Origin of the sequence: uncultured Maricaulis sp., from assembly GCF_947259345.1 — a bacterium.
In the GTDB taxonomy this organism is placed as follows: domain Bacteria; phylum Pseudomonadota; class Alphaproteobacteria; order Caulobacterales; family Maricaulaceae; genus Maricaulis.
The window spans coordinates 48,381-74,699 of the sequence record NZ_CAMYLS010000005.1 but is presented as its reverse complement, the minus strand read 5'-3'; the positions used below and the strand labels follow the sequence as shown (position 1 = coordinate 74,699).

26 protein-coding genes are annotated in these 26,319 nt (G+C 63.6%); 13 read left to right on the top strand and 13 right to left on the bottom strand.

Going from position 1 to position 26,319, the window contains the following annotated elements; genetic code table 11:
* The first annotated feature begins 52 nt into the window (after positions 1–52).
* The 4 genes from ileS (at position 53) to mutL (ending at position 6,220) form a co-directional block, all read left to right on the top strand.
* Positions 53–3,025 (top strand): isoleucine--tRNA ligase, encoded by a 2,973-nt coding sequence (gene ileS, locus Q0X62_RS02160; protein ID WP_297731113.1) that lies wholly within the window; start codon positions 53–55, stop codon positions 3,023–3,025.
* Positions 3,018–3,620: a signal peptidase II gene (gene lspA / locus Q0X62_RS02155; protein ID WP_297731111.1), complete on the top strand. Its 603-nt coding sequence runs from the start codon at positions 3,018–3,020 to the stop codon at positions 3,618–3,620. The genes ileS and lspA overlap by 8 nt, the downstream gene beginning before the upstream one ends.
* A 72-nt stretch (positions 3,621–3,692) precedes the next feature.
* A complete protein-coding gene (locus Q0X62_RS02150) occupies positions 3,693–4,235 on the top strand; it encodes a DUF3035 domain-containing protein (protein WP_297731109.1) in 543 nt (180 codons plus the stop codon).
* Between the two features lie 95 nt (positions 4,236–4,330).
* Entirely contained in the window at positions 4,331–6,220 is a 1,890-nt protein-coding gene (gene mutL, locus Q0X62_RS02145) for a DNA mismatch repair endonuclease MutL (RefSeq protein WP_297731107.1), read from the top strand.
* Between the two features lie 30 nt (positions 6,221–6,250).
* Here the strand turns inward: mutL and Q0X62_RS02140 are convergent, their stop codons facing one another.
* Complete coding sequence (locus tag Q0X62_RS02140; protein WP_297731105.1) at positions 6,251–7,915, bottom strand: thiamine pyrophosphate-dependent enzyme; 1,665 nt, start codon at positions 7,913–7,915, stop codon at positions 6,251–6,253.
* A gap of 377 nt (positions 7,916–8,292) precedes the next feature.
* Between Q0X62_RS02140 and Q0X62_RS02135 the strand changes: the two genes are divergently transcribed.
* A complete protein-coding gene (locus Q0X62_RS02135; RefSeq protein WP_297731103.1) occupies positions 8,293–9,540 on the top strand; it encodes a hypothetical protein in 1,248 nt (415 codons plus the stop codon).
* A gap of 21 nt (positions 9,541–9,561) precedes the next feature.
* On the opposite strand, the gene rsmD is transcribed toward Q0X62_RS02135, so the two are convergent.
* Complete coding sequence (gene rsmD, locus Q0X62_RS02130; protein ID WP_297731101.1) at positions 9,562–10,122, bottom strand: 16S rRNA (guanine(966)-N(2))-methyltransferase RsmD; 561 nt, start codon at positions 10,120–10,122, stop codon at positions 9,562–9,564.
* A gap of 6 nt (positions 10,123–10,128) precedes the next feature.
* A complete protein-coding gene (locus tag Q0X62_RS02125; protein ID WP_297731100.1) occupies positions 10,129–11,184 on the bottom strand; it encodes a pseudouridine synthase in 1,056 nt (351 codons plus the stop codon).
* Between the two features lie 65 nt (positions 11,185–11,249).
* On the opposite strand from Q0X62_RS02125, the gene tadA reads away from it, so the two are divergent.
* From tadA to Q0X62_RS02110, 3 genes are all read left to right on the top strand, one after another.
* A complete protein-coding gene (gene tadA / locus Q0X62_RS02120) occupies positions 11,250–11,714 on the top strand; it encodes a tRNA adenosine(34) deaminase TadA (RefSeq protein ID WP_366946093.1) in 465 nt (154 codons plus the stop codon).
* Positions 11,704–12,036 carry a TfoX/Sxy family protein gene (locus Q0X62_RS02115; protein ID WP_297731098.1) on the top strand — a complete coding sequence of 111 codons (333 nt, stop codon included), beginning with the start codon at positions 11,704–11,706 and terminating at the stop codon, positions 12,034–12,036. Before tadA ends, Q0X62_RS02115 begins: the two co-directional genes overlap by 11 nt.
* Before the next feature lie 104 nt (positions 12,037–12,140).
* Positions 12,141–12,605: a hypothetical protein gene (locus Q0X62_RS02110; protein WP_297731096.1), complete on the top strand. Its 465-nt coding sequence runs from the start codon at positions 12,141–12,143 to the stop codon at positions 12,603–12,605.
* On the opposite strand, the gene Q0X62_RS02105 is transcribed toward Q0X62_RS02110, so the two are convergent.
* Both Q0X62_RS02105 and Q0X62_RS02100 read right to left on the bottom strand, forming a co-directional pair.
* A complete protein-coding gene (locus Q0X62_RS02105) occupies positions 12,602–13,177 on the bottom strand; it encodes a GNAT family protein (protein WP_297731094.1) in 576 nt (191 codons plus the stop codon). The genes Q0X62_RS02110 and Q0X62_RS02105 overlap by 4 nt on opposite strands.
* Entirely contained in the window at positions 13,174–13,917 is a 744-nt protein-coding gene (locus tag Q0X62_RS02100) for a sulfite exporter TauE/SafE family protein (protein ID WP_297731092.1), read from the bottom strand. Before Q0X62_RS02100 ends, Q0X62_RS02105 begins: the two co-directional genes overlap by 4 nt.
* A gap of 95 nt (positions 13,918–14,012) precedes the next feature.
* Here Q0X62_RS02100 and Q0X62_RS02095 point away from each other — a divergent pair, with 95 nt between their 5' ends.
* Positions 14,013–14,282 carry a hypothetical protein gene (locus tag Q0X62_RS02095; protein WP_297731090.1) on the top strand — a complete coding sequence of 90 codons (270 nt, stop codon included), beginning with the start codon at positions 14,013–14,015 and terminating at the stop codon, positions 14,280–14,282.
* 155 nt (positions 14,283–14,437) lie between these two features.
* Here Q0X62_RS02095 and Q0X62_RS02090 read toward each other — a convergent pair whose 3' ends face one another.
* The 3 genes from Q0X62_RS02090 to purD all read right to left on the bottom strand — a co-directional run bounded on the left by Q0X62_RS02090 (position 14,438) and on the right by purD (position 18,161).
* On the bottom strand, positions 14,438–15,502 hold the full coding sequence (locus Q0X62_RS02090; RefSeq protein ID WP_297731089.1) for a phosphotransferase: 1,065 nt from the start codon (positions 15,500–15,502) through the stop codon (positions 14,438–14,440).
* Positions 15,502–16,800: an amidohydrolase family protein gene (locus Q0X62_RS02085; RefSeq protein WP_297731087.1), complete on the bottom strand. Its 1,299-nt coding sequence runs from the start codon at positions 16,798–16,800 to the stop codon at positions 15,502–15,504. Before Q0X62_RS02085 ends, Q0X62_RS02090 begins: the two co-directional genes overlap by 1 nt.
* An 83-nt stretch (positions 16,801–16,883) precedes the next feature.
* Positions 16,884–18,161, bottom strand: a complete 1,278-nt coding sequence (gene purD / locus Q0X62_RS02080) for a phosphoribosylamine--glycine ligase (protein ID WP_297731085.1) — start codon at positions 18,159–18,161, stop codon at positions 16,884–16,886.
* A 127-nt stretch (positions 18,162–18,288) separates the two neighbouring features.
* On the opposite strand from purD, the gene xseA reads away from it, so the two are divergent.
* Genes xseA through Q0X62_RS02065 form a run of 3 tightly spaced genes read left to right on the top strand, consistent with a single transcriptional unit; the run spans position 18,289 to position 20,964 of the window.
* Positions 18,289–19,746, top strand: coding sequence for an exodeoxyribonuclease VII large subunit (xseA, locus tag Q0X62_RS02075; RefSeq protein WP_297731083.1), 1,458 nt, complete (start codon positions 18,289–18,291; stop codon positions 19,744–19,746).
* 49 nt (positions 19,747–19,795) lie between these two features.
* Positions 19,796–20,026, top strand: a complete 231-nt coding sequence (locus Q0X62_RS02070) for a DUF2093 domain-containing protein (protein ID WP_297731081.1) — start codon at positions 19,796–19,798, stop codon at positions 20,024–20,026.
* Positions 20,023–20,964, top strand: a complete 942-nt coding sequence (locus Q0X62_RS02065; RefSeq protein WP_297731079.1) for a M23 family metallopeptidase — start codon at positions 20,023–20,025, stop codon at positions 20,962–20,964. Before Q0X62_RS02070 ends, Q0X62_RS02065 begins: the two co-directional genes overlap by 4 nt.
* 256 nt (positions 20,965–21,220) lie before the next feature.
* Here the strand turns inward: Q0X62_RS02065 and Q0X62_RS02060 are convergent, their stop codons facing one another.
* From Q0X62_RS02060 to Q0X62_RS02040, 5 genes are all read right to left on the bottom strand, one after another.
* Positions 21,221–21,421, bottom strand: coding sequence for a hypothetical protein (locus tag Q0X62_RS02060; protein WP_297731077.1), 201 nt, complete (start codon positions 21,419–21,421; stop codon positions 21,221–21,223).
* Between the two features lie 123 nt (positions 21,422–21,544).
* Positions 21,545–22,465, bottom strand: coding sequence for a lysophospholipid acyltransferase family protein (locus tag Q0X62_RS02055; RefSeq protein WP_297731075.1), 921 nt, complete (start codon positions 22,463–22,465; stop codon positions 21,545–21,547).
* Positions 22,466–22,474: 9 nt separating this feature from the next.
* Positions 22,475–23,488: a tetraacyldisaccharide 4'-kinase gene (gene lpxK, locus Q0X62_RS02050; protein ID WP_297731074.1), complete on the bottom strand. Its 1,014-nt coding sequence runs from the start codon at positions 23,486–23,488 to the stop codon at positions 22,475–22,477.
* Complete coding sequence (locus Q0X62_RS02045; RefSeq protein ID WP_297731071.1) at positions 23,485–24,780, bottom strand: 3-deoxy-D-manno-octulosonic acid transferase; 1,296 nt, start codon at positions 24,778–24,780, stop codon at positions 23,485–23,487. Before Q0X62_RS02045 ends, lpxK begins: the two co-directional genes overlap by 4 nt.
* Positions 24,777–25,553 carry a lysophospholipid acyltransferase family protein gene (locus Q0X62_RS02040; protein ID WP_297731069.1) on the bottom strand — a complete coding sequence of 259 codons (777 nt, stop codon included), beginning with the start codon at positions 25,551–25,553 and terminating at the stop codon, positions 24,777–24,779. Before Q0X62_RS02040 ends, Q0X62_RS02045 begins: the two co-directional genes overlap by 4 nt.
* A 103-nt stretch (positions 25,554–25,656) precedes the next feature.
* On the opposite strand from Q0X62_RS02040, the gene Q0X62_RS02035 reads away from it, so the two are divergent.
* Complete coding sequence (locus Q0X62_RS02035) at positions 25,657–26,319, top strand: sulfur transferase domain-containing protein (RefSeq protein ID WP_297731067.1); 663 nt, start codon at positions 25,657–25,659, stop codon at positions 26,317–26,319.

The window sequence follows — 26,319 nt, the reverse complement described above, 5'->3', positions numbered from 1 at the left end:
ACATGTCCTGCCTTGAACCCATGACGACAAAAGACCGCAAGGATCCGATCCGATGACGGACACGCCTTCGAAGTCCGGCGACCAAGCCGCGACCCGCGATTATCGCGACACACTCTTCCTGCCGAGTACCGAATTCCCGATGCGGGCCGGCCTGCCCAAGCGCGAGCCGGAATGGCTCGAGCGCTGGAACAAGCTCGACCTGTACAAACGCCTGCGCGCCGAGAGCCAGGGCCGCGAGCGCTGGGTACTCCATGACGGCCCACCCTATGCCAATGGTCACATTCATATCGGCACGGGTCAGAACAAGATCCTCAAGGATATCGTCGTCCGCTCACACCAGATGCTGGGCTTTGACGCACCCTATCGTCCGGGCTGGGACTGCCACGGCCTGCCGATCGAGTGGAAAGTCGAACAGAATTTCCGCGCCAAGGGACGCAACAAAGACGATATTCCGGTCAAGGAATTCCGGGCCGAGTGTCGCGAGTATGCGCGCGAATGGGTCGGTATCCAGTCCGGCGAATTCCAGCGCCTGGGCGTGAGTGGCGAGTGGGATGATCCCTACACCACCATGGCTTTCGAGGCCGAAGCCGCCATCGTGCGCGAATTCCTCGCCTTCGTTGAACAGGGCCTGGTCTATTGCGGCTCGGCGCCGGTGATGTGGTCGCCGGTCGAGAAGACGGCCCTGGCCGAGGCCGAGGTCGAGTATCAGGACAAGATCTCCACGACGATCCATGTCCGCTTCCCGGTGCGCGGTGTCCGCAAGGACGGAACGGCGATCCCGAAATCCTGTATCGGCGCTCATATCGTGATCTGGACGACGACGCCCTGGACGATCCCGGGCAATCGCGCGATCTGCTATTCGCCGGAGATCAGCTATGGCCTCTACAAGGTCACCGGCGTCGATGGCGGCGATTTCAAGCCCTGGGCGATGCCGGGTGACCTCCTGATCGTGGCCGACGCGCTTTGGGAAGAGACCGCGGCCGCGGCCAAGATCGGCAATTGGGAACGGGTCGATACCATCGATCCGTCCGGCTTCGTCTGTTCGCATCCGCTGCTGGAGCTCGACCGCTTCTGGAATTACGGCGTGCCGCTCCTTCCGGGCGATCATGTCACGGATGAGGCCGGTACCGGTTTCGTGCACACCGCGCCCAGCCATGGTGCCGAGGACTATGCTGCCTGGATGGAATTCCCGGAGTGGCATGACAAGGACGCGCCAGTCCCGCACATGGTCGATGAGGATGGTGCCTATTATCCGCACGTCCCGATCTTCGCCGGTCTCAACATCATCCGTCTGGATGGCAAGAAGCAGGGACAGGAAGGTCCGGCCAACAAGACCGTGATCGAGCATCTGGTCGAACAGGGCAAATTGCTCGCCCGGGGCCGGCTGGAGCATTCCTACCCGCATTCCTGGCGCTCCAAGGCGCCGGTCATCTTTCGCAATACGCCGCAATGGTTCGTCGCTATCGACCGGCCGATGAAATCCGGCGGCACGCTGCGCGAGAAGGCGCTCAAGGGCATTGCCGAAACGACCTTCACGCCGAAAATCTCGGAAAACCGTATTCGTTCCATGGTCGAGCAACGTCCGGACTGGCTGATTTCGCGCCAGCGCGCCTGGGGTGTGCCGCTGACAATGTTCGTGGAAAAGGGCACGACGCGCGTGCTCAACGATCCGAAGGTCAATGAGCGCATCATCGATGCTGTCGCAGAAGATGGCGCCGATGCCTGGTTCGAGCGTCCCGCGCCTGACTTCCTCGGCAGCGAGTATGACGCGGACGCCTACGAAAAGATCACCGACATCCTCGATGTCTGGTTCGACAGTGGCTGTACCCATGCCTTTGCCCTGGAGCCGCGCGCGGACCAGAAATGGCCGGCCGATCTCTATCTGGAAGGCTCCGACCAGCATCGTGGCTGGTTCCAGTCCTCGCTTCTGGAGAGCGCCGGAACGCGCGGCCGTGCCCCCTATGACGCCGTTCTGACGCACGGCTTTGTCATGGCCGGCGATGGTCGCAAAATGTCGAAATCCCTCGGCAATACGCTGGCGCCGAACGAGATCGCCAAGAAATACGGCATCGAGATCATGCGCCTGTGGGTTTCGGCCCAGGACTTCACCGACGATCTGCGTATCTCCGAAGAGATCCTGCAGACCTCGGTCGATGCCTATCGCAAGATGCGCAACACGCTGCGCTATCTGCTCGGCGCGCTGCACGGCTATGACGAGACGATCGAGCATGTCAGCCATGACCGCATGCCCTCGCTCGAGCGCTTCATGCTGCACCGTCTGCATGAGCTCGATCAGGTCGTGCGTGACGGTTATGCCGCCTATGACTTCAAGAAGGTCTATTCAGCGCTGTTCAATTTCTGCGTCGTCGATCTGTCGGCCTTCTATCTCGATATCCGCAAGGACAGCCTCTATTGCGACCGGCCGGACGACGTCCGCCGCAAGGCCTGCCGCACGGTCATGCATGAGATCTTCATGCGCCTGACCGCCTGGCTGGCACCGATCATGCCCTTCACCATGGAAGAGGCCTGGCTGTCGCGCTTCCCGTCCGAGGATGACAGCGTCCATCTGCGCACGTTCCCGAAAACGCCGGCTGACTGGCATGACGGAAGTCTGGCCGAGAATTGGCGTACGATCCGGCGCCTGCGTCGTGTGGTGAATGGCGCGCTGGAAGTCGAGCGTCGAGAAAAGCGGATCGGCTCCAGCCTGGAAGCGGCGCCGCGTGTGCATGTCACCGATGGGGCTTATCGTGCTGCACTGGCGGCCGAGACGACCGGAGATGTCGATGACTTCCTGGCCGAGATCGGCATCACCAGCCAAGCCTATCTGGTCGACGGCGCTGCCGAGGGCGAGGCCTTCCGTCTCGATGATGTCGCCGACGTGGCCGTCATTCCGGGCCGGGCCGAAGGCGCCAAGTGCGCGCGGTCGTGGAAATACTCGACCGAGATCGGTGCCGACAAGCGCTATCCCGATCTGAGCCCGCGTGATGCGGCGGCCGTGGCCTGGTGGGATGCGAAGAATGCCTGATTGGGCGCGTGAGATCCGGCGGCGCTTCGCCGCGTCGCCGGTCCCGCGCCTCGGGCTTGGCATCGCTGCGCTTGTCCTCGTACTCGACCAACTCACCAAGTGGTGGGTGTTGGTCGGGCTGAATTTCTCGCCGCCAGGCTGTCTCGATTTTCAGCGCGCCGAGGGTGCAGAACGCCTGGCCCTGCCCAATACATGCGGCCATATCGAGGTCTCGCCCGTCTTTGATCTCACCATGGTCTGGAACAAGGGTGTCAGCTTCGGGCTTCTGGGAGCCGACGGGCCGGTCGGACGCTGGCTGCTGGTGGTGTTTTCCGTGCTCGTCGCGCTGGGTCTGATCGCCGGACTGCTGGACCGTGGCCCGATTCGAGCCGATCGCAGGCTTCAGGGTGTGGCGTTCGGCTTCATTATCGGTGGCGCCCTTGGCAATGCGATAGACCGGGCCGCCTTTGGAGCTGTCGTCGATTTCCTAAATTTTTCCGATGTTTACTTTCCCTACGTCTTCAATATCGCAGATGTGGGCATCAATCTCGGCGTCGCCGCCATCCTGCTGGACGTCTTCCTCAATGACCGAAAGCCCAAGCCGGGCGGCACTTAATGATAGCGGGGTGGAGTGATGACCCGGCTTTGGGTTAAACTCCCGCCAACACAAATTCGGAGTCTCACAGAGATGCGTTTGCGTACTGCTCTTTTCGCCGCGACCACCGCGGCCATCGCCCTGTCCGGCTGCAGCAATGTCTCGCGCGCGCTCGGCGCCGAACGCTCGACCCCGGACGAGTTCCGCACCGTGACCATCGCGCCGTTGACGGTGCCGCCGGAATATAATCTGCGTCCGCCGCGCCCCGGTGAGCCGCGTCCCGACGAAATCTATCCGGACCAGCAGGCCCGCGCGGCCCTGCTTGGCGCGCAGGGTGATTTTGAAGGCTCCGATGCGGAAGCCCTGCTGGTTGCCCGTGCCGGTGGCGGTTCGGCCGACCCGTTTATCCGCTCCATCATTGATGGAGAGATGGCGAGCGTGGTGCGCAAGAATCGCGGATTTGCCGACATGGTGCTGTTCTGGCGTGACGGCGAATACCGTCCGCAAGGCGATGCCACCCCGCTGGATGCCTCTGCCGAGGCCGCCGCGCAGGAAAACATCCACAATGTCACCGGTGGTGGCGATGTGGAGATCGAGCGCGACCGCCGTCTCCTGCCCAAGCTTCCTGGTCTCTGATCGGCTTATGCGGGTCCTGCGCGGGCTCGCTGACCTGATCGACCGCACTTGACCGACTCAGGGCCAGCCAAGAGGCTGGCCCTATGTCTTTGGCCATGACCCAACCCATTATCCGACGCCTTCCACCGGAGACGGTGAACCGTATTGCTGCCGGCGAAGTCGTCGAGCGGCCGGCCTCGGTCGTCAAGGAATTGGCGGAGAATGCCCTTGATGCGGGCGCGAAGCGGATCGACATCACCGCAGAGGGCGGCGGGCTGGTCCGCCTCCTGATCGAGGATGATGGCAAGGGGATGAGTCCGGAGGAGCTCGAGCTGTGCATCGAGCGCCACGCGACCTCGAAACTCCCGGTCGCCGAGGACGGGCAGGACGATTTGCTCAATATCTCCACCATGGGGTTTCGCGGCGAGGCCTTGCCCTCGATCGGCTCGATTGCGCGCCTTTCGATCACCACCCAGGCCAAGGGGGCGGGCGATGCCTGGGCCATCCTGGTCGAGGGTGGCAAGACCAACGGTATCGCCCCCGCGGCACCGCTGGGGCGCGGCGGCACCAGGATCGAGGTGCGCGATCTCTTCTATGCCACACCGGCCCGCCTGAAATTCCTCAAATCCGAGCGTTCGGAGAATCTCGGAATCACGGACGTGGTCAAGCGCATGGCCATGTCGCGCCCGGATGTTGGCTTCTTTCTCACCCTGGACGGACGCAAGCGCCTGTCGGTCGCGGCCGAGCGCGGTGAGGGCGCCGAGGCCCGCATTGCCCGCATGTCGGCCATCCTCGGCGCGGATTTCGGCGAGAACGCGCTCGAGGTCGACCAGGAGCGTGAGGGTGTGCGGATATTCGGCTTTGCCAGCCTGCCGACCTATTCGCGCGGCAATGCCATGCACCAATATCTCTTCGTCAATGGACGCCCGGTCCGCGACAAGCTGTTGGGCGGTGCCGTGCGCGGCGCCTATCAGGACTTCCTCGCCCGCGACCGCCATCCGGTCGTGGCGCTGAATGTCGAGCTGCCCACGGGTCAGGTCGACGTCAATGTCCATCCGGCCAAGGCCGAAGTCCGCTTTCGCGATGCAGGCCTCGTGCGCGGCCTGATTGTTGGCTCCCTGCGACACGCTCTGGCCGCCGCCGGACATCGGGCCTCGACCACGGTCGCCGGCTACGCGCTGGGCCGGGTGCGCCCGGAAGGCTATCAGCCCCCGCAACCGCCACCCGGCGGCTATCAGTCCCACACCGCCAGCCTCGCCGGCTGGGGCGCTCCGCGTCCGCCGTCCGAACCCGTCCAGGACCGCGTTTTCGATCCCGGCATGTCGGCGCGTGTCGAACCGGACGGCTCCGCTTACGACGCCGGGATGGGCGAGGCGCCTCAATCCGGCTTCGACGCGGCCCAACAATCTGCCACACCGCCACCCGACTGGCCGCTCGGCGTCGCCCGGGCGCAATTGCACGAGACCTATGTCGTCGCCCAGACCGGCGATGGCATCGTCATTGTCGATCAGCATGCCGCCCATGAACGCCTCGTCTATGAGCGCATGAAAAAGATGATTGCCGAGACCGGCGTCCAGCGGCAGCGCTTGCTGGTGCCGGAGATCGTCAATCTCGACGAGGCCGAAGCGCGCCGCTTGCTTGACCGCACCGAAGAGTTGGAGGAGCTGGGCCTCGTCATTGAGGCTTTCGGCCAGGGCGCCATCGCCGTGCGCGAGACACCCTCACTCCTCAAGAAGCTCGACGTGCAGGGCCTGATCCGGGACCTTGCCGATGATCTCGCCGAATACGATCAGGCGCTCTCCCTGAAGGAGAAGCTGGAAGACGTGGTCGGCACCATGGCCTGCCACGGCTCGGTCCGCTCCGGCCGCCGCCTCACTGGCGAGGAGATGAACGCCCTCCTGCGCGAAATGGAAGCGACCCCGCATTCCGGCCAGTGCAATCACGGCCGTCCGACCTATGTGGAGCTCAAATTGAGCGATATCGAGCGCTTGTTCGGGCGACGATAGTCGGCGCCAGTCGGACCGGCTGACACGCGGTCAGCCCAGAAATTCACGCGTCTTTGCGATGCCGAAATTGATCGCCTGCTCGGCAGAGATCTTGGGCGGCATGATCAGCGCGTCCGGATCCACCATGATCTCGACAAGGCTGGCCTTTGTCTGGTTGAAGGCGTCGCGCAGGGCCTTGGCGAGGTCGTCCGGGTCTTCCACCCGGACGCCATGTCCGCCACACGCCTTGGCGAAGGCGACGAAGTCGGGGTTCTCAAGACCGATGGCATGCTCGGGCAGGCCCTTGGCTTCCTGCTCGAGGGCAATGAAGCCGAGCTTGCTGTTATTGAGCACGATATTGACCACCGGCTTGTCATAGCGGACGGCGGTGATGAAATCGGCCATCAGCATGGCGAAACCGCCATCGCCCGAAATCGCGCAGACCGGCCGCTCGGGATAGGCAAACTTGGCGCCGATCGCCCCGGACGGGGCAAAGGCCATGCTGGCCAGGGCGCCTGACAGCGTGAAGCGCTGGTCTTCCGTGACGATGAGATGGCGTGCCGCCCAGGCGGTCGAGGTGCCGGTATCGACTGTATAGATGGTGTCGGTCGGGGCGATCCGGTTGAGCTCCTGCATCACGCGCTCGGGGGCGATCGGTGTCGCGTCTGATTGGCGCCGTTCAGCCTGTTCCTGATTCCACTCCGTCTTCTTCGCCTGCATGGAGTCGTAGAAGCTGCGGTCCGACTTGCGCTCGACGCGCGTCAGCAGGGCTTCCAGTGTCGGCTGGCAATGTCCGGCGAGCGGGGCATCCACCTTTGCGCGGCGCCCCAGTCGGGTGGGTGCGGAATCGATCTGGATGATCTTAGCGTCGTCCGGGAAGAAATCGATATAGGGGAAATCCGAACCCGCCAGCAGCAAGCAGTCACATTTCGCCATCGCGGCGCTCCCGGGCGAGGAGCCCAGCAGGCCCAACCCGCCGATACAGGCTTCGATATCCTCGTCGATGACATCCTTGGCCCGCAGCGAGCGAACGATCGGCGCACCGACTCGCTCGGACAGGGCCAGCAATTCCTCGCGGGCATCAGCGCAGCCAATGCCGGCAAGGATGGCAATACGGTCCGACTGATTGATCAGCTCGCTGGCCGTGTCGAGCGCCGCTGCGCATGGCATGGACAGGGCATTCGTCACGCCGAGGTCATAGGTGTTGCGCGAGGCGCTCACCGAGCGCCCCGAAATGTCTGACGGGATGGCGATATGGCCCACGCCGGGACCGGCGAGCGCTGCCTTGCAGGCCTCGATCATTACGTCGGGCAATTGATCCGGCGTCATCACGGTTCGGGTGTATTCGGCGACATCGGAGAAGAGGCGTTCAAGCGCGACTTCCTGATGGTATTCGGTGCCGACGAATTTGGTCGGCGCCTGACCGGTGATCGCGATCACCGGGGCATGATCCATCTTGGCGTCATAAAGCCCGTTGAGAAGATGAATCGCGCCCGGCCCGGATGTGCCCATACAGGCCGTCATCCGACCGGTCAGCTTGGCCTGGGCCGACGCCATGAAGGCCCCGGCTTCCTCATGGCGGACCATGACGAATTCCATGTCATCACGCTTTTCCAGCGCAAAGGTGAAATCATTGATGGCGTCTCCCGGCACGCCATAGACCTGCTGCACGCCGTGTGCAGCCAGGATATCGAGAAGCAGGTCGGCCACGCGCATGTCGGGCTCCCCTTTGGTTGCTTGTCGTCTTTCACATAGGGCCAAGCGCCGGATTCTCAAGGCGGGGCGGGCCTTCCGGCAAGCGAACAAGGGCGATTTGTCGGCTGTGTCGCCCCTTTCCTTCTCTCTTGGGAGAGGGAAGGCGGCCCGCACCAGGACCAAGCATTCCCGTGTCATCCCGCCGAATGACCTGCGAAGGCAGGCAGAGACCTAATGGCCTCCTTCGCGCAACTATCCTACATCATCGCAAAACACAGGGACCTATATGCCGAGTTCTCAGCGCGGCGATCGCCGCGCGCTTGCTGACAGAAGTAATTGGGACAAGCGAATCCTTGCATCTATGATTGCTTCTTCGAACAGAACGCGGGGAGGGTGAATTGATCGGACTCGTTTTGGCCATGCTGCTGAAAGGCAGCACCAGCTTGCCATTGGGCGTCGCGCTTGAAGATTCGACTGACTATGCGGCCTGTTTCTTCACCGAGATCGCTCTCTCAACCGATGCGCAGCGGGTGATTGCCAGCCTATCGCCTCAGGACAGTCGAAGGCATCAGGTCCAATACAGCCAACGCCGCCCCGTCAACCGCAGCACCGTGCCAGAGGTGGTGTCGATCGACCTCGATTGTCGCCGGACAGAAGACAAGATGGCTGCGTGCATCTCTCCTCTCGTGACTGAAATCGCATCCGAAATTGGAGATCGTCCGCTCCACAGCGCTCGGTCGATTGGCGAAACGGAGACGCCGGTCCTTCAGGCCGTGCAGGCCTTCCTGGATGCAAACCCTGTCTGGGACATCTACCAGCTCGTTGAAGCGCCGGATCGGCAGTCGGTCATAGCTGCGCTGATTTCCCCCCAGTCTTCCAGCACGTCAAGAATTGTCATGTTTGAAGCCGGGCGCGCGCAGCCTCTCGACCTTTTGCGTCCATGCGAGCCGTACTGGGATTTGAACACAGGTTTCAGGCGGGACCGCGTTGAGATCACCCTCGACGGGGTTGAACTGGCGTTCGAGCATGTCTGGCATGAAGCCCCGTCTACGAGGCGCTCAGACTCCGGCGCGCGCGTTGCGATCGTCTCTTTTGATTCGTCTTTGCGCTTGCCAAGCGCGCTGGGACACATGCCGTTGTCCTATGCGATCTGGGATGAGCGTGCTGATCTCTTCATACTCAATCCAGCCGATCAAGGGCTGGAGCCGGGCGAGTTTTGCAGGCTGGCCCTAGAAGGTATCCGACGCGCCTTCCCGGAGCGTTATGATCGGATTGGAGTGCAGTCCCAAGGTGACGGCGTTTCATGGGTGCTACCGGCCTTTCAGGAGGACAGCCGCTGCATACCTGATTTCGCGTTGCTCCAATTTGGATGGGCCAGCCCCTCCCCGGACGCCGATCTCAGCGCAATCGATTTCGCGCGCCCGACGCCGGTCCATATTCGTATGGATGAAGAGCAACATGTGGAGTTCTCGCTGGATTTGGTTTCGCGGTTAGCTACTGCTGACACCCCTCTGGTCGTCCAGGTCACCTCGCCGAACTCGCCGCTGACGGAGACTCTATATCCCACTCTCCCACCAGGAAGCACTGGCAGTGTCCGCCGCTTCTTGAGGCAGCAGATCGAAGGCGTCGACCCGACAGAGCGTTAAGTGTGTCTAAGGTCAGGAGACCTACCTCCGAGTCAAAAACAACACCTTCGCCGCGCCATAGGTTTTCTCCACCTGGCAGGTCCAGCCCGGTGTTTCCGGCTCTTCCTCGGCACCGACTTCCAGCACGGCGACCGCATCCTCGCTGACCCAATTGCCTTCGAGCAGCTTGGCCAATGTCTTGGGGCCCAGGCCGAAGCCGTAAGGCGGGTCGAGGAAGACGAGGTTGAAGGGGGCGCCGAGATTGGACGGTTTTTCGCCCAGGGCCGTAGCGTCACGGCGATGGATGCGGGTGATGCCGAAGAGCTGCAGCGTGTCGACATTGTCGCGAATGGCACCGCGCGCCTCGGCCGCGAACTCGATGAAGAGGCAGAAGGCCGCTCCGCGTGAGACCGCTTCCAGGCCCAGCGCCCCGGAGCCGGCATAAATGTCGGCGACGCGGGCGCCGTCGAGGGAGGGACACCAGTCAGCATGTTCGATCACGTTGAACATGTTCTCGCGCGCCCGATCCGAGGTCGGTCGGGTCGACTTTCCCTTGGGCGCAATGAGGGCGCGATTGCGGAATTTGCCTCCGACGATACGCATATCGCTCTAGCTCCGGCCGCCGGGATTGCGCGGGCCCTTGCCCTGAGGTCCTTTTCCACGCGGCCCGCCGGGACGCGGGGCGGGCTTGGCGGTCGGTTTGCCATCCTTGCCGCGTCGGGCGCGGGTGGATTTGGCGTCCAGCGGCCGACCTTTCAGGGTCGGCTCAAGCAAGCTGTCATCCACCTCGCGTTTGGGACGTCCGGGCTGACCCGGTCCGCCCATGGCGCGCGCGCCCGGTTTTTGCCCCGGCTTCTGACCCGGCTTGCGGCCGGCCCGGTTGGCCGGGCGCGGCTTGGCGATGGCCTGGCCGGTCGGCACGTCACCCATATCGATCAGATGGCCGCACTGGTCGTGCAACACGCGTGAGGGCACAGCCTTGATTTCGCCCTTCTCCAGCTGGCCCAGCTGGAAGGGACCATAGGCGATACGGATCAGCCGGTTCACGCGCAGGCCGACCGCGTCGAGGGCCTTGCGGACCTCGCGGTTCTTGCCTTCGCGAATGCCGACTTCGAGCCAGATATTCGAGCCGGTCTCGCGTTCGACCTCGACCTCCATCGGGCCATACTTGATCCCTTCGACGGTAACACCGGCACGCAGGACTTTCAGCGCCGACTCGGAGATGGAGCCAAAGGCGCGGGCGCGATAGCGGCGCGTCCAGCCGGTCGAGGGCAATTCCAGGGCGCGGGCGAGGGCGCCATCATTGGTCAGCAGTAGCAGGCCTTCGGAGGTCAGATCGAGGCGGCCGATCGAGATCACCCGGCCGAGATCCTTGGGGATGGCGTCGAATACGGTCTCGCGCCCTTCCGGGTCGGCATGGGTGGTCACCAGACCGTCCGGCTTGTGATAGCGCCAAAGCTTGGTCGCCGCCGGCGGCTCGACGCGCTTGCCGTCAACTTCGATCGTCTCACTGCCCGTGACCTTGAAGGCAGGCGTGTCCAGCGTCGTGCCATCGACCTTGATCCGCCCGCCCTCGATCATGCGTTCGACCTCGCGGCGCGAAGCCACACCGGCCCGGGCGAGGAATTTGGCAATACGTTCAGAAGTGTCGGCAGTCCCGGTCACGCTTGACCCTTTCGCAGAGGCGCTCTATCGCGCGCGGTATGACAGACCCGCGCGATACACGTTTTATGACGGCGGCGCTACGCTTGGCGCAAGCAGCAGCTGAGGCTGGCGAGGCGCCGATCGGTGCGCTGATCGTCGATCCGGCGACGGATGAGGTCATCGCCCAGGCCCATAATCGCCCGATTGCCGGCCATGATCCGACCGCCCATGCCGAAATCCTCGCCTTGCGCGAGGCGGCGACGAAGCTGGGCAATTACCGGCTCACCGGTCTGGAACTCTATGTCACGCTGGAGCCCTGCGCCATGTGCGCCGGCGCAATCAGCCATGCCCGCATCGGTCGTCTGGTCTTCGGCGCGAGCGATGCCAAGGGCGGGGCGGTCGTTTCGGGGACGCGCTTCTTTGACCAGCCAAGCTGTCACTGGCGCCCGGACGTTGTGCCCGGCATCATGGCTGACGAGGGTTCGGCGCTGCTGAAAGATTTCTTCCGGGCCCGGCGCAAGGCCAAGGGAGTGGCGCGCGATGGCGTTTGATCCGGATCTTGTCGACCGAATGGAAACCGCGCTCATCGCGCTCGGCCAACGCCCGGAGCGTCGGCGCATGTTCGGGGGTATTGCCCTGATGATCCGCGGAAACATGAGTTTCGGTACGTCCAATGATCAGCTCCATGTCCGGGTCGGCCCCGATCAGTACGCCGCCGCCCTGGCCATGCCGGGCGCGCGGGAAATGGACCTGACCGGTCGTGTGATGAAGGGCTGGGTGACCGTCGATGGGCCGGCTGACCTTGATGATGAAGCGCTGACGGCCTGGGCGAGAATGACGGCCGATTTTGTCACGACATTGCCTGCGAAGTGATGGCGATATTTCGATAATTCGCGTTCACGCCAAGCTGTCATAAAAGCTTGTCTTGAGTTCATTCCGTGGTCGGACGAAGAGGAGCCGTCCAAGCGGAGCGACTCATGCGTCGTGCACTGATCAAAATTTGTCTCGCGGCCTCTTTGGCCGTTTTCGCCGCCGGCGCCAGCCAGGCTGCCGAGATGGTTTGCGAGACTGCACCTCTCCTTCTTCGCGACGTCACCATCATCGATGCGTCGGGCGAGTGGGACCATCAGGACATTCTGATCGAACAGGGCCGGATTTCGGCGATCGGATCGGAAATCGAGCTGGAAACCGGTCAGGCTGTGATCGAGCTCGGCCGTTCCGGCGCCATTGTGCGCCCGGGTGTCGAACCGGCCGCCACGGAGGGTGCGCTCATTATCCGTGCCTCCACCGCCAATGCCGGCCGCACCCGCGCTATCCTGTCGGCCGGTTCGCCTGCCGATTTGCGCGTTTATGCGACGGATGGGGCGCTGGCCGGTCAGGTCGAGATCGAGATACGCAGCGGTCGCATAGTCGGCCTCAATGATACCTGCCTCAACGGCTAGGCCAGCCGCGCTTCCAGCCCGGCTTTGACGCCGGGCCATTCTTGCCTCAGCACTGAAAAGAACACCGTGTCGCGCCACTCTCCTGTCCAGCACAGGAGGTGGCGGCGCAGCGTGCCTTCGCGGGTCGCCCCCATCTTGGTCATCGCCGCCTGCGAGCGGGCATTGAGATGATGCGTCTTGAGCTCGACCCGCTCCGCCCCGGCTTCGAATGCACCGCCGAGAAGCAGGAGTTTGGCGGCCGGGTTGATGGCCGTGCCGCGGGCGGTCTGGCCATACCAGGTCCAGCCGATCTCGAGGCGTTTGTGTTCCGGGGCGAGGCTGAGCCAGGCTGAATGTCCGACGGCCGCTCCGTCGCTCTGACGACGGACCAGATGGCTGATCTGCGTCCCGGCTTGGGTATTGCCCAGCATGAGGTTGAACCAGGCATCGAAATGCGGGCCATCACCGCGCAGGGAGGTCAGCGCCCAGAGCTCGGCCTCATCAGCGAGCGGGCGAAGTGCCTCGCGATGGGCTTCGGTGAGCGGTTCCAGGCGGACAATCGCATTTTCGCGAATCTGCGGTGTGATGATCATGAGGCTGACCCGATTAGCAGGAGCGTGCCGCGCACGACATAGATCGCGCCGATGACGGAAACGATCCATTTCGTCCACTGGCGGAATTGGACATCGCTCATCAGCGCCAGGAAGCGGGCGCCCGCTGTTGTGCCCAGAATGGCGAGAGGCGCTGCGACCAGGAGCCATTGGGTCGAGGGCAGGCCCGCCGCGCCGATTGCGGGCAGGATGTAATAGGCGATCTTGACGCCATGGCTGATGACCTGGGTTGCAGCCTTGGTGGCGACAATGCTGCGCCGGTCGCTCTGCGTGTCGGCGAAGAAGACATCCAGCAGAGGGCCGGAGACGCCGGCGACGACATTGAGCCCGGTCACGACAAAGCCGCAGGCCACCGCGTGATGCGGCCGGCTGGCATCGAGGTGAAGGATATGTTTGGGCAGCCAGATCACCGCCGGCACCAGGCCGAGGATGATGAAGAGCCAGGGCTTGGAGAGTTCAAAACTGGCAAAGACCAGAAGACCGGCGGCGATGGCGGAGCCGGCGAGATAGATCGCCAGGATGCGCCAGTCGATCCATTTGAGATGCAAGATGGCCCGCCAGCCATTCGAGACGCTCTGGATTACACCATGCACGACCATGGCAGAGGCGACCGGCAGGACCAGCGCCAGCGCGCCCATCAGGATCAGCCCGCCCGCCATGCCGAACACGCCGGAAATGAAGGCGGTGACGAAGGTTGCAAGCAGGATGAAGGCGGCGATCATGGCCGGACTATATCGCCTTGGCCAAGACGGACGAGCGCGTGCTGCAGGCGGGTATGGCGCTTGCGGAACATAACCAGAACTTGTAGTGTTTGGGCATGCGCGATTGGGATGAGCGGATAAGGCGAGTGCTGTTGCGGCTCGGGAGGGCTGTGGGGCGATGGCGACTTTTCGAAATTTCCGCGAATGCCGCGCTTTGGAGAAGCTGGGAACAATCAAGCCGGGCGGTCGGCCTGGGAGCGCTTGGCCTGTCACTGTTTGCAGAAAGCGGTGTGATCCGACCGGGCTTTCTGTTCATGGGATCCGCACTGATCGTGATAAGCTGGGTCTGTGCCTTCTTTCTCGGGCGCATGGAGATGAAGCAATGATTGGCGATATTCAGGTCGCGCTCTGGCCGCTTATGGTCTTCACTGGCTTGATGGTGACTGTTGTAACGCTTGCCGTGATCGCCGAGCACGCGAAGCAGCAGCCCAAGGACGAGTAGAGCGAACGGAAGACCGAGACGCCGCCCGTCGGTCGTGCTTCAAGCCCCGGCCTGTTTGGCAAATCCCCAGGCGGCCTCTGCCATCGGCTCGACAGCCGCGCCCATTTCGGCAGCGCGGGAGTTTGAGGCATTGCCCTGCAAGGACCGCGCATAGACGCCCTGAATGATCGAGGTCAGGCGGAAGATGTTGTAGGCGAAGTAGAAATCCAGCGCCGGAATGCCCGAGCGGTTCGTCCGTTCGCAATAGGACTGGGTGTATTGTTCCACCGTCGGGATGCCCAGTGAGGCGATATCCACGCCCAGAAGCCCGTTGCGGATTTCCGGTGGCATGACCCAGCCCATCAGCTGATAGGTGAAATCGGCCAGCGGATCGCCCAGGGTCGAAAGCTCCCAGTCGAGCACGGCGATGACGCGCGGCTCGGTGGGATGGAAGACCATGTTGTCGAGCCGATAATCACCATGCACGACGCTGGTGCGTTCCTGCTCGGGCGCGGCCGTGGGCAGCCATTCGATAAGCTTGTCCATGGCCGGTACGGCCGAGGTTTCGGCGGCGCGGTATTGCTTGGTCCAACGACCGATCTGGCGCTCGAAATAATTGCCCGGCTTGCCGTAATCGCCCAGACCCGCGGCCTCGAAATCAATGCCGTGGAGGTGGGCGAGGGTGGCGTTGGACGCGTCGTAAATCGCGCCGCGTTCATCCTTGCCGAGATCGGGCAGGAGCGGATCCCAGAAGATCCGGCCCTCGACGAAATCCATGATGTAGAATTCTGTCCCGACGACCTCCCGATCCATGCACAGCCCGTGCATGACCGGCGCCGGGAAACCGGCACCGCCGAGCGCCTTCATGACGCGGAATTCGCGGTCCACGGCATGGGCGGACGGCAACAGCTTGCCCGGAGGCTTGCGGCGCAGGACATAGGCTTTGCCCGGTGTCACAAGCTTGTAGGTCGGGTTGGACTGCCCGCCCTTGAACTGTTCCACTGTCAGCGGGCCGGAATAGCCCACAATATGGGCCTGCATCCACTCGGCCAGCGCCGCCTCGTCAAAGGCCAGCGCGTCCACGACCGGCTTGGTGCCGGAGAAGCTGTCGTCGATCTCGCTCATCAGTCCCGATAAACCTCGCCGCCCTGCATGACAAAACCCATCTCGCGAAGCTCGGAAATATTCTCCAGCGGATTGCCATCGACGGCGATGATGTCCGCCAGCTTGCCGGCTTCGATCGTGCCGATATCGCTGTCCATCTGCAGATGGCGCGAGGCGTTGATGGTGGCCGTGACAATCGCTTCCATCGGGGTCAGCCCGGCCTCCACGAGAAGCTCGAACTCGCGGGCATTGAGGCCATGGCGGGAGACGCCACTGTCGGTGCCGAAAGCGATGGTGACACCACCTTCATGGGCCCGGCGCGCCATTTCCAGCATAACCGGACCGACCTCGCGCGATTTGGCGCGCTGATTGTCAGTCATGAAATCGGCGGTCTCGGCCAGTTCGGCGACGGTGACGCCAGCCAGCACGGTTGGAACCAGATAGGCGCCATTGCGGCGCATCAGGCGGATGCTTTCACGGTCGAGATAAGTGCCGTGCTCGATCGAATCGCCACCCGCTTCGAGGAAGGAATTGATGCCGGTCACGCCATGGGCATGCGCGGTGACGCGGCGGCCCATCATGTGAGCGGCTTCGACAATGGCGGCGAGTTCGTCATCGAAGAATTGTTGTTCGACGCCAGCCGCCGTGTCGGAGAGGACGCCGCCGGTCGCGGTGATCTTGATCACATCGGCACCGCCACGGATCAGTGTGCGCACCGCTTCGCGGCACTGGGCCTCGCCATTGCAGGCGCTTTCGCTGGCGAACATGTGCAGCACGTCGAGCGAGAAGCCGTTGATATCGGCATGGCCGCCGGTCGGGGTCACCGCGGAACCGGCCACCCGCATGCGTGGACCGGGAATGTCGCCATCCGCGATCGCATTACGCAGGGCAAGCGAGGCTTCAAAATTACCGCCGACATCCTGCACCGTGGTGAAGCCGGCCATCAGCGTGGTGTTGGCATTGACGGCGCCGTCAAAGGCCAGGTCGGCCGCCGACATGGTGAAGGCGTTGAAACGCCGGCCCGGGCCGAGTTCCGACTGCAGATGGACATGGCTGTCGATGAAGCCGGGCATCACATAATCATCGGTCAGGTCGATGATGGTGGCGCCCTCCGGCGTGACATAGCCCGCCTCAATCCCCTCAATCCGCTGGCCGCGGATCAGGATGGATTGTTCCATGGCCGGGTCTTCGCCCGGAACGGCCAGGAGCCAGCCAGCATGGATGACAGTCAGCGCGTCATTGCCGTCCTGGGCGAAAGCGCCGGTCGAAAGAGTGGTGGACGCGATCAGGGCGATCGCGGTCATGGCTGATTTCAGCATCTCGTCTGCCTCCCCGCAAACATGTGTTTGCGCAAGAAGATGACGACCAGACCCACGAAGTCAAACGGCGTGCACGGTTTGCCCTAATGCGTCTTGAGGGCCCGCCAGGCGATGTCGCGGCGGCAGAAGCCTTCGGGCCAGTCGATCTCGTCGACAGCGGCATAGGCCCGGTCGACGGCATAATGCAGTGTCTCGCCACTGGCCGTGACATTCAGCACCCGGCCGCCATTGGCTGTGCGCTCGCCGTCGGCATTGCGGGCCGTGCCGGCTTCGAAGACGACCACGCCTTCCATCTTGTTGGCAGCCTCGACACCGCCAATGACACTGCCTTTCTCATAGCTGCCCGGATATCCCTTTGCCGCCATCACGACTGTAATGGCCGGTTCGGCGGTCCAGCTCAGGGCTGGCATGTCGGCCAGCTTGCCGGTCGCCGTGGCCTGCAGATAGGGCAGGATGTCAGTCTCGATCCGCATCATCAGGACCTGGCATTCCGGGTCGCCGAAACGGATATTGAACTCGACGACCTTGGGACCCTCGGCGGTCACCATCAGCCCGGCAAACAGCACACCCTGGAAGGGTGAGCCTTCAGCGGCGAGACCGCGCGCGACCGGCTCGACGATCGTTTTCATCGTTGTCTCGATCAGGGCCGGGGTGGCAATCGGGGCCGGAGAATAGGCGCCCATGCCGCCGGTATTCGGTCCGGCATCGCCTTCGCCGACGCGCTTGTGATCCTGGGCGGCGCCGCAATAGAGGACGGTGTCGCCATCGCACAGGGCGAAGATGGAGACTTCCTCGCCGGCCATGAATTCCTCGATCACCAGGGTGCGCGAGGCATCGCCGAACTTGCCGGACAGGAAGGCATCGACTTCGCTCTCGGCCTCGGCGCGATCAGAGACGATGACCACGCCCTTGCCGGCGGCCAGGCCGTCCGCCTTGAGCACATAGGGCGGCTCGAACTGGTCGAGGAAGGCCTTGGCCTCGGCCGCATCAGAAAAAGTGCCATAGCGGGCGGAGGGGACATTGTGACGGGCGTAGAAATCCTTGGCGAAGGCCTTGGAGGTTTCCAGCCGTGCGGCCAGCTTGGACGGGCCGAACGTGGCGATGCCGGCCTGCCGTAGACGATCGGCGAGGCCATCGCAGAGCGGGTTTTCCGGTCCGACAACCACAAGGTCGACGGCTTCGCGACGGGCCAGCTCAACCAGGCCATCCAGATCAGAGACGGAGAGATCATGGCAGGTCGCCAGCTCGCTGATCGCGGCACTGCCGGGTGCGGCCAGGATCGCGGTGACTTCAGGGCTCTGGGCAATCTTCCAGACAAGGGCGTGTTCGCGTCCGCCAGATCCGACAACCAGAACCTTCATGTGAGCCTCTATACGTCCAAGCAACGATGTTCGGGCACTGCCTAGCGCAATCGCCGGACAATCGCGAGTCTATCCGACCGCCGTCGGCCCGTTGCGGCAGTGAGCAATCCGATTTACCAGAGTCGCCATGAATACGCCCGCGGGAAACATCCACGAATTTACGGTTTCAGAGCTCGCCGGTTCGCTCAAGCGGACGGTCGAGGACGCCTTTGGCCATGTCCGCGTGCGCGGCGAGCTGGGCCGGGTCGTCGTGGCCAAGTCGGGTCATGTCTATTTCGACGTGAAGGATGACAAGGCGGTGATCGCCTCCATCGCCTGGAAGGGCACGGCCCAACGTTTCCGTTTCCGCCCCGAGGAAGGGCTGGAAGTTGTCATCGAAGGGCGGCTCTCGACCTATCCGGGGCGCTCGCAATACCAGCTCATCGTCGAGAGCATGGAGCCGGCCGGCGCCGGCGCGCTCATGGCCCTGCTGGAAGAGCGCAAGAAACAACTCGCTGCCGAGGGCCTGTTCGAGCCATCCCGCAAAAGGCCGATCCCTTTCCTGCCGACCACGATCGGGGTCGTGACCTCGCCGACCGGGGCCGTCATCCGCGATATCCTGCATCGCTTGCGCGACCGCTTTCCGCGTCATGTCCTCCTGTGGCCTGTCCTGGTGCAGGGCGAGGGCGCTGCGTCGCAGATCGCCGAAGCCGTTCGCGGCTTCAATGCCCTGCCGGCAGACGGCCCGATCCCGCGCCCGGATGTCTTGATCGTGGCCCGCGGTGGCGGCTCGATCGAGGACCTTTGGGGCTTCAATGAGGAAATCGTGGTGCGCGCCGCGGCCGAGAGCGAAATTCCGCTGATCTCGGCGGTCGGCCATGAGACCGACACCACGCTCATCGATTATGCCTCTGATCGCCGCGCGCCGACCCCGACCGGGGCGGCCGAAATGGCTGTGCCTGTGCGCGCGGAACTGAAAGCCGATCTCGACCAGCTGGGGGGACGCCTGGTCTCGGCGCTGTCGCGCCATATCGAGCGGCGGCGCACCGAATTGCGCTCGGCCGCCCGGGCCCTGCCGCGCCCGGCGGCGTTGATGGAACTCAAGCGCCAGCGCTTTGACATGGTCGCCGACAAGCTCGATCCGGCCCTGCTCAATCATGCCGCGGAGAAACGCGGGCGCCTGCTGGTCCTCGCTGCGGGTTTGAAACCGGCAGCCCTGACGCGCGATCTGCGTCAAAAGCGCGAGCAATTGGCCGAGCGGGCGGGTCGCCTGGCACCCGCTGCCGAGCGTGTCCGCCGCGACCGCAAACGTGATCTGGAAAACTGGTCGGCGCGCCTTGAGGCCTTGTCGCATCAATCCGTCCTCAAGCGCGGCTTCGTGCTGGTGCGCGACCGGGCCGGCAAGCTGGTGCGCTCCGGCGCCTCGCTGATGGAAGGGGCGGGCATTGATCTCGTCTTTGCCGATGGCGAACGCGCCGCGCGGATCGAAGGCGATCGCAAACCCTCCAAGCGCGCCCCGGAAACACCAGCCCTGCCGAAAAAGTCCAAGCCGAAACCCAAGCCGCGCGGCAAGCCCGAGGCGGAAGGACAGGGTCGGCTTTTCTGATGCGGGCCGGGCCTCCCGCTCGCGCGCAAACCCTGCTAGAGACAAAAGCATGAGTGATTTCAGTTTCGACAAGGACTTCCAGGGCGAAGCCATCTTGGAATTCGGCGACAGCGACTTCATCATCCTGAAGGCGGGCAGTTTTGTGCGCTGTGCGGTGACCGGCGACCCGATCCAGCTGGACCAGCTGCGCTATTGGAATGTTGACGAGCAGGAAGCCTATAAGGACGTCCAGATCGCCAAACAGCGCTGGATCGAGCTGAATTCGGAGCCGGGCAAATGATCAGCCTCGCGCTCGCTTTCGCCCTGCAGTCCACAACGGCGCTGGTCGATGAGGGCGCGGACCCGATCGGTGACCTGATCGCGCAAAATGCGCCGGAGGCGCGTGAAGCTGTTGCGCCGGCCGATGTCGGCCCATTCATCACATCAAATGATGTTGGATGCACCGGGCGCCGCGAAGAGGGCGCTTTCCTGGTGTGCCTCTATCCACCACGCACCGCACTACAGCTCGGTGGTATGTCTGCCGTGGCTGACAGTGACGGTTTCGCTGTACTGGCTATCCCGCGCAGTGCGCCAGAAAGCCTGATCTTCAGTGTGACGGCTCCGGTCGGTGAATACGGGGATGTTTTGGGCATTGAAGACACCGAAACCTGGGCCATCACCCAGCGCGAATACAATCTTCAGCATGTTGACGGTGTGCCCCAGGCGACCGTCACGCCGGACCCGTCCACCCTGCCGCGACGCCAGCGCGAATACGCGCAGAAACAGGCGGCCTTCAATTCTGTCTGGGACGGGCAGGGCTTCCTCGACGGGTTCATCTCGCCCGCCGAGGGCATCACCACCGGCGTTTATGGCTCGGCACGTGTCTATAATAATGGCCATGAAGGCAGCCCGCACTGGGGGCTGGACTGGGCCAATGAAGTCGGCACGCCGGTCTATGCACCAGCGGGCGGACTTGTCACTCTGGCCGAGCCGGACATGTATTACGAAGGCGGCCTGATTTTCATCGATCACGGTCAGGGCCTGGTCTCGGCCTTCCTGCACCTGTCGGGTGTCGATGTGTCCGAGGGCGATATCGTCGAGCAAGGCCAGCTCATCGGTGCCATGGGCGCGGGCGGCCGGGCCACCGGCTCGCATCTCGACTGGCGCGTGAAGCTGCGCAACCAGTTTTATGCTGATCCGCAGAGTTTGCTTGATCTGGACCTGTCCGGCTTGCGCTAGGCAGGAGGGCTTTGCGCTTGATCCCGGCGCGCGGCCCCCGGTCGGACTTGAGCGCCGCGCGCGCAGTCAGCCATACATCGCTTGTCAGCCAGCAGGCCGAATCCGTTTCTTCAGGTCAAGGGCCGCGCAGCGGCCGCTTCGCGGCTTTACCCTTGAGCTGAAGAAACGGATTCGGCGACCTCTCGGCAAGCGGTTTATGGTGGGGTTTGCGCCAGGCGCTCAGACGTGAAGAGGCCGTAATGGTGTATGCCGCCGCTTATTTACGGCCTGAACGGCCAGCCACAACGATCAACTGGTACAACACGAGGACAATGAATGCTCCGCCGATAATCCAAGGCACAGCGCTCGTTGGAATTCCCAAAAATCGTCTGAGGAAAATGGTGCCCAGCGCGACTGTCAGGTAAAGCGCAACGGAAAAACCGAAGCGGTTCAAGAATCTCGAATAGAAATCCAACATGAGCAAACTTCCAATTCTCATTGGACAATTGGGTCCGAGCAGCATTTTTTCTCGGACCAGCCAAGCCCCGTCAGCCGATCCCGGCCACTATGCGAGACGCTCCAAAATCCGCCCCACCCCCACCTAACCCCTGTACACCGATTTCGCCCAGCGACGATGCACCCAGAACCATTGCTCCGGGGCCTGGCGGATTTCGCTTTCCACCCATTGATTGATCCGCGTCACCGTCTCGATGATGGCGGCGGACTTGTCGGGATTGGTCGATATCTCGATGGGGTCGTGAACTTCCACGCGGAAGCGGGCGCCACCCATGCGGCGCACCGAGAGTGGCAATAGCGGGCAGCCATGACGCATGGCCAGCCGTGTTGGTCCGGGTGCGGTCATGGAGGGATGGCCGAAGAAGGGGGCTTCAACGCCGTCATTCATTTTCTGGTCGTTCATCAGCGCCACCGACTCGCCGGCCCTAAGCGCCTGCATCAGCGCCTTGGCGCCATCGCCGCCCTTGGCGGTGAGGGTCTTCACGCCATAGCCCACGCGCATGTCGGAGATGCGCTGGTCGATCAGCGGGTTGTTGGCGGGGCGATAGGTGATGTGGCAGGGCAGGCCGGTCTGACTGATCGCGGCGGCCGCGATTTCCCAGTTCGAGTGATGCATCGAGATGATGACGGCCGGCTTGCCCATATCGCGCAGAGCTTCGAATTTCTCGCGACCGATGAACTCGACCCGGTCATTGAATTCCGGCCCTGCGAACACGCCCAGATGCGGCATCTCGCCGGCCAGTCTGCCGAAATTCTCCCACATGCCGCCAAGCAGGCGCTCGATCTCGGGCTCTGCTGCGTCCGGGAAGCAGCGCTGCATGTTGATCCGGGCAACCTTGTGGACGGGCATCAACGGCCCGAGTGTGCGCAAGAGCTCACCGGCGGCGTCGGAGGCCTTGTCGATCCCCTTGATCTTGTACCAGCCCGCATAGGCGTCCCAGGCGGCGGCTTCAAAGTGCCAGCCGATCCGGGTCATCGCAGAGGCATTGCGTTGGGCTTCTATCATTAAACGGATTTAACGAGCCTCGGGCGTGGCGTCCATGACGTCGCGCAAGAGCCCGTCCAGGGCGCCGGGGTTTGTGAAGGCGGCGCGAACCGGCCAGGCGGCGATGCGGTCACGCGCTTCCGCCGGCAGGCGCACCCAATCCTTCTCGGTGGTGATGAGCTGCGCATCATGGGCGGTGGCGAGGGCATCGAGATGCCGTAGGTCGGCGGCGGTGAAGGCGTGATGATCGCCATAAACGGCGACTTCAGACAGCTTGCCGCCGGCTGCGACCAGGGCGTCAAAGAATTTCTGCGGACGCCCGATCCCGGCGAAGGCGACCAGCTTGCCAGGCGGTGGAGGCCCTTCCGGTTCCAGCCAGGCGTGAAAGACGGGGACTTGCAGGTCGGCCAAGCCGAGACCTGTCCAGTCCGGCTCGCTATCCGGTCCCGGCATCATGACGATCACCGCATCAGCGCGGGCCAGGCCGGAACGAACCGGTTCGCGCAGGGGACCGGCCGGAAAGATGGTCCCGGGACCCCATCCGGTGACGCCGTCAACGACGAGGATGGAGCAATCCTTGGCGAGGTCCGGGTTTTGATGGCCATCATCCATCAACACAATATCGGCCCCGCCTGCGGTCTCGATAGCCTGTCCGCCCGCCGCCCGATCACGGGCGATCCAGGCGGCACCGCTTCGGGCAAGAAGGAGGGGTTCGTCTCCAACCGTTTGGGCGCTGTGTTCGTCAGGCCGGACGCGCAGCGGACCCGGCTCCGAACCGCCATAGCCGCGCGAGAGTGAGGCCGGAACATGCCCCATATCGCTCAGGCGCTGCATCAGACTCTGGGTGATGGGGGTCTTGCCAGTGCCGCCGACCGTGAGATTGCCGATGCAAATCACTTTCGGAGTAATGCGCTGCGGCTTGGTGGTGCGCAGGCGACGGGCCACCGTCCAGGCATAGATCCAGCCCAGCGGTGCCAGCAGGGCCCGGGCCAGGGTGCCGGATCCACGCCCGCCATCGGTGCGCCAGAAAGCGGGCTCTTTCATGTCATTGCCTCGCCACTCGTATCGGCGGCCAGAAGCGAGTTGAGCTCTGTCAGCGTCGTATTCATCGCACCGCCAGAGGCTGCCGCGATGGCCTTGCGCGCCGCGGCCCTGCCCGGCGCCCGGCCCTGCCAGACCTGCTCGACCGCTTCGGCCAGGGTCACAGCATCCTCGATCTCCAGCATCGCCGCGTGGTCGCGATAGGCCGTGTAGACATCATCGAAACTGTCGACATGCGGTCCGCTAATGACACAGGCGCCGGCCTGGCTGGCCTCGATCGGGTTATGGCCGCCAATCCCCGCTTCCAGACTGCCGGCGATAAAGGCGGCCGGCGCGAGGGCGAACCAGAGGGGCATTTCGCCCAGCGTGTCGGCCAGCCAAACCGTGTCCTGCCCGTCCGGAACATCGCCCTTCGAGCGGCAGGCGAGGTGAAAACCGCGCGCCTGAACCAGTTCTGCCAGCGCGGGTCCGCGTTCCGGGTGGCGCGGCGCGAGGATCAAAAGGGCACCGGGCTGGGTCTTGTGGAGCAAGGCATGCGCGCTCAACACCGTCTCGTCTTCTCCGCTATGGGTCGAGGCGGCGAGCCAGATCGGGCGCCCGGCGAGGGTGTTCTTGAGCGCGGTGAGCTCTGCGGCATCCGGCTCCGGCGCGCGGGCCTCAAGCTTGAGATTGCCCGCCAGCACGATCTCGCGCCCGGTCAAATCCTCCAGCCCGTCGCGCGTGCGGGTGTCGGCCGCTCCGATCCAGCTGAAAGCCTCAAGAAGCCTGCGCAGGGCATCACCACGGCGCCGCCATCGCGTCAGCGAAGCCGCATTCATGCGGGCATTGACCAGCGCCATCGGAATGGCCCGTTTGCGCGCCTCAAGCAGGAGATTCGGCCATAGCTCCGATTCCGCGAAAACACCCAGATCCGGCCGCCAGTGGTCGAGAAAGCGCTGCACAGCGCCCGGCGTGTCCACGGGCACGTATTGATGCTTGGCCTGTGGTGGCAGGCGTTTCTCCATCAGGCTGGCGGACGTCATTGTGCCGGTTGTGACCAGGAATTCCAGTTCGGGATCGGCCGCGGCCATCCGGTCAACCAGGGTCGCGAGGACCAGGCTTTCGCCGACACTGGCACCGTGCAGCCAGACCAGGCGACCATCAGGACGTGTGATCTGTGGACGACCCAGTCGCTCATGGCGTCGGGCTGGGTCTTCTTTGCCGGCCCTGGCGCGACGGGCGAGAATGACGGGCAGGAGCGGAGCGGCGAGCCCGGTGAGCGCGCGATACACCAGAAGAGTTGCTGGCAGGCTCACGCCGTCGCCCCGCTGGCTCCGGTCACCTTGGTCTTGCCGGTTCCCGGGCGGTGTTTCGGGTCGGGATTGACGATCTCGCCGCCCACCGCTTCGTCAGCCTCGTGGGTCAGCGTATTGAGCTGGGTTTCGAGATTGAGCCGAGCCGCTTCCAGTTCAGCGGCGTCAGCGCCCTTGCTCACATGAATGGGCTCGCCCCAGATGATTACGCCGCGGGTGAAAAAATGCGGCAGGCAGTGATGGTCCCAGGCCTTGTGCAGAACGGTCTTGCGCCGGGTCGACCAGGTGAAGGGCAGGATGGGGACGCCGGTATCACGGGCCATGCGCACGGCGCCGAAGCCGGCCCGCATGCGTGGACCGCGCGGCCCGTCCGGCGTCACGGCGCCGCAGCCGCCGGCATTGAGATGATTGACCATGGCCCGGTAGGCCGCTTCGCCGCCCTTGGCCGCCCCCGGCTTGTTGGGATTGCGCGAGGACCCGCGCACCACGCCCACCTTGTACCAGCGGGCCAGGCGGGACCCGATCTCGCCTTCGCGCGAGCGCGATGCGAGGGCGACCATGCGGTCCTTCTGGCGGGCCCAGCCGTGCAGGGCCATCAGGACCCGCCCGTGCCAGACACAGCCGAGAATGGCCTTGCGCTCATCCCAGACCGATTGGACATAGTCCGTATTGCGGTGCTCCCATCGAATGGAGTGCCGGACCAGCTCCAGATAGAGCAGGACGAAGAAGGCAAGGACTTCCTGGGCCCAGGGCCGGGAGAGCAGGCGTTTGGTCATGACGGACCCTAGCTCACCTCCGTGGCGCAAAAGGTCAAGCATGGCGCGCGGTTGCGTCATCGCCGAGACCGGCCTAAATGCGCAGCCAGATGAAAGGCCCAGCATGCCCTATGACTTGAATGACCCGAAGGACCGTGAGCGCGCCTGGCAGGATTTCCTGTGGAAGGATCACGGTATTCTGCGTCAGAAATTCCATAACATGCACGAAGTCGGCGGCGGCATGTGGCGGTCCAACCAGCCGTCTCCGGAGCGTCTCGAAAACCTGGCGACGGACGGCTTCAAGACCATTTTGAATATTCGCGGGACCCAGCCGGGTGTCTGCTATTACGATCTGGAGAAGGATGCCTGCGAGCGTCTCGGTCTCGAGATGATCGACATGCCCTTCGGCTCACGCGAGGCGCCCTATGTCGACCGCATGCAGCGGGCGGTGAAGATTTTCGAGACGATCCAGTATCCCGCCCTGATCCATTGCAAGTCGGGCGCGGACCGGGCCGGCATCATCTCCGTCCTGTTTGCCTTGACCCATCTCAAATTGCCCTATGACGAGGCGATCCGGCACTTGTCGCTGAAATACCTGCACGTGAAGGCAGGCAAGACCGGAGTGCTGGATTATTTCTTCGAGAGCTATCGCACCTACAATGAAGCCCATCCGATGGACTTCTGGGAATGGGTGGAAACCGTCTATGATCGCGAGTCCGTGCAGGCCAGCTTCATGTCCAGCTGGTGGGGTAACCTGCTGACCGAGAAGCTGTTGCGTCGCGAATAG

Coding starts and splice junctions, on each gene's coding strand:
- Q0X62_RS02110 (WP_297731096.1), top strand. CDS start 12,141: ATGCGTCGTGCACTGATCAAAATTTGTCTCGCGGCCTCTTTGGCCGTT.
- purD (WP_297731085.1), bottom strand. CDS start 18,161: ATGAAGGTTCTGGTTGTCGGATCTGGCGGACGCGAACACGCCCTTGTC.
- Q0X62_RS02090 (WP_297731089.1), bottom strand. CDS start 15,502: ATGAGCGAGATCGACGACAGCTTCTCCGGCACCAAGCCGGTCGTGGAC.
- Q0X62_RS02035 (WP_297731067.1), top strand. CDS start 25,657: ATGCCCTATGACTTGAATGACCCGAAGGACCGTGAGCGCGCCTGGCAG.
- Q0X62_RS02055 (WP_297731075.1), bottom strand. CDS start 22,465: ATGATAGAAGCCCAACGCAATGCCTCTGCGATGACCCGGATCGGCTGG.
- Q0X62_RS02140 (WP_297731105.1), bottom strand. CDS start 7,915: ATGCGCGTGGCCGACCTGCTTCTCGATATCCTGGCTGCACACGGCGTG.
- Q0X62_RS02040 (WP_297731069.1), bottom strand. CDS start 25,553: ATGACCAAACGCCTGCTCTCCCGGCCCTGGGCCCAGGAAGTCCTTGCC.
- tadA (WP_366946093.1), top strand. CDS start 11,250: ATGACGGCGGCGCTACGCTTGGCGCAAGCAGCAGCTGAGGCTGGCGAG.
- Q0X62_RS02105 (WP_297731094.1), bottom strand. CDS start 13,177: ATGATCATCACACCGCAGATTCGCGAAAATGCGATTGTCCGCCTGGAA.
- mutL (WP_297731107.1), top strand. CDS start 4,331: ATGACCCAACCCATTATCCGACGCCTTCCACCGGAGACGGTGAACCGT.
- Q0X62_RS02065 (WP_297731079.1), top strand. CDS start 20,023: ATGATCAGCCTCGCGCTCGCTTTCGCCCTGCAGTCCACAACGGCGCTG.
- Q0X62_RS02115 (WP_297731098.1), top strand. CDS start 11,704: ATGGCGTTTGATCCGGATCTTGTCGACCGAATGGAAACCGCGCTCATC.
- Q0X62_RS02085 (WP_297731087.1), bottom strand. CDS start 16,800: ATGCTGAAATCAGCCATGACCGCGATCGCCCTGATCGCGTCCACCACT.
- lspA (WP_297731111.1), top strand. CDS start 3,018: ATGCCTGATTGGGCGCGTGAGATCCGGCGGCGCTTCGCCGCGTCGCCG.
- Q0X62_RS02095 (WP_297731090.1), top strand. CDS start 14,013: ATGCGCGATTGGGATGAGCGGATAAGGCGAGTGCTGTTGCGGCTCGGG.
- xseA (WP_297731083.1), top strand. CDS start 18,289: ATGAATACGCCCGCGGGAAACATCCACGAATTTACGGTTTCAGAGCTC.
- Q0X62_RS02100 (WP_297731092.1), bottom strand. CDS start 13,917: ATGATCGCCGCCTTCATCCTGCTTGCAACCTTCGTCACCGCCTTCATT.
- Q0X62_RS02150 (WP_297731109.1), top strand. CDS start 3,693: ATGCGTTTGCGTACTGCTCTTTTCGCCGCGACCACCGCGGCCATCGCC.
- Q0X62_RS02070 (WP_297731081.1), top strand. CDS start 19,796: ATGAGTGATTTCAGTTTCGACAAGGACTTCCAGGGCGAAGCCATCTTG.
- rsmD (WP_297731101.1), bottom strand. CDS start 10,122: ATGCGTATCGTCGGAGGCAAATTCCGCAATCGCGCCCTCATTGCGCCC.
- lpxK (WP_297731074.1), bottom strand. CDS start 23,488: ATGAAAGAGCCCGCTTTCTGGCGCACCGATGGCGGGCGTGGATCCGGC.
- ileS (WP_297731113.1), top strand. CDS start 53: ATGACGGACACGCCTTCGAAGTCCGGCGACCAAGCCGCGACCCGCGAT.
- Q0X62_RS02060 (WP_297731077.1), bottom strand. CDS start 21,421: ATGTTGGATTTCTATTCGAGATTCTTGAACCGCTTCGGTTTTTCCGTT.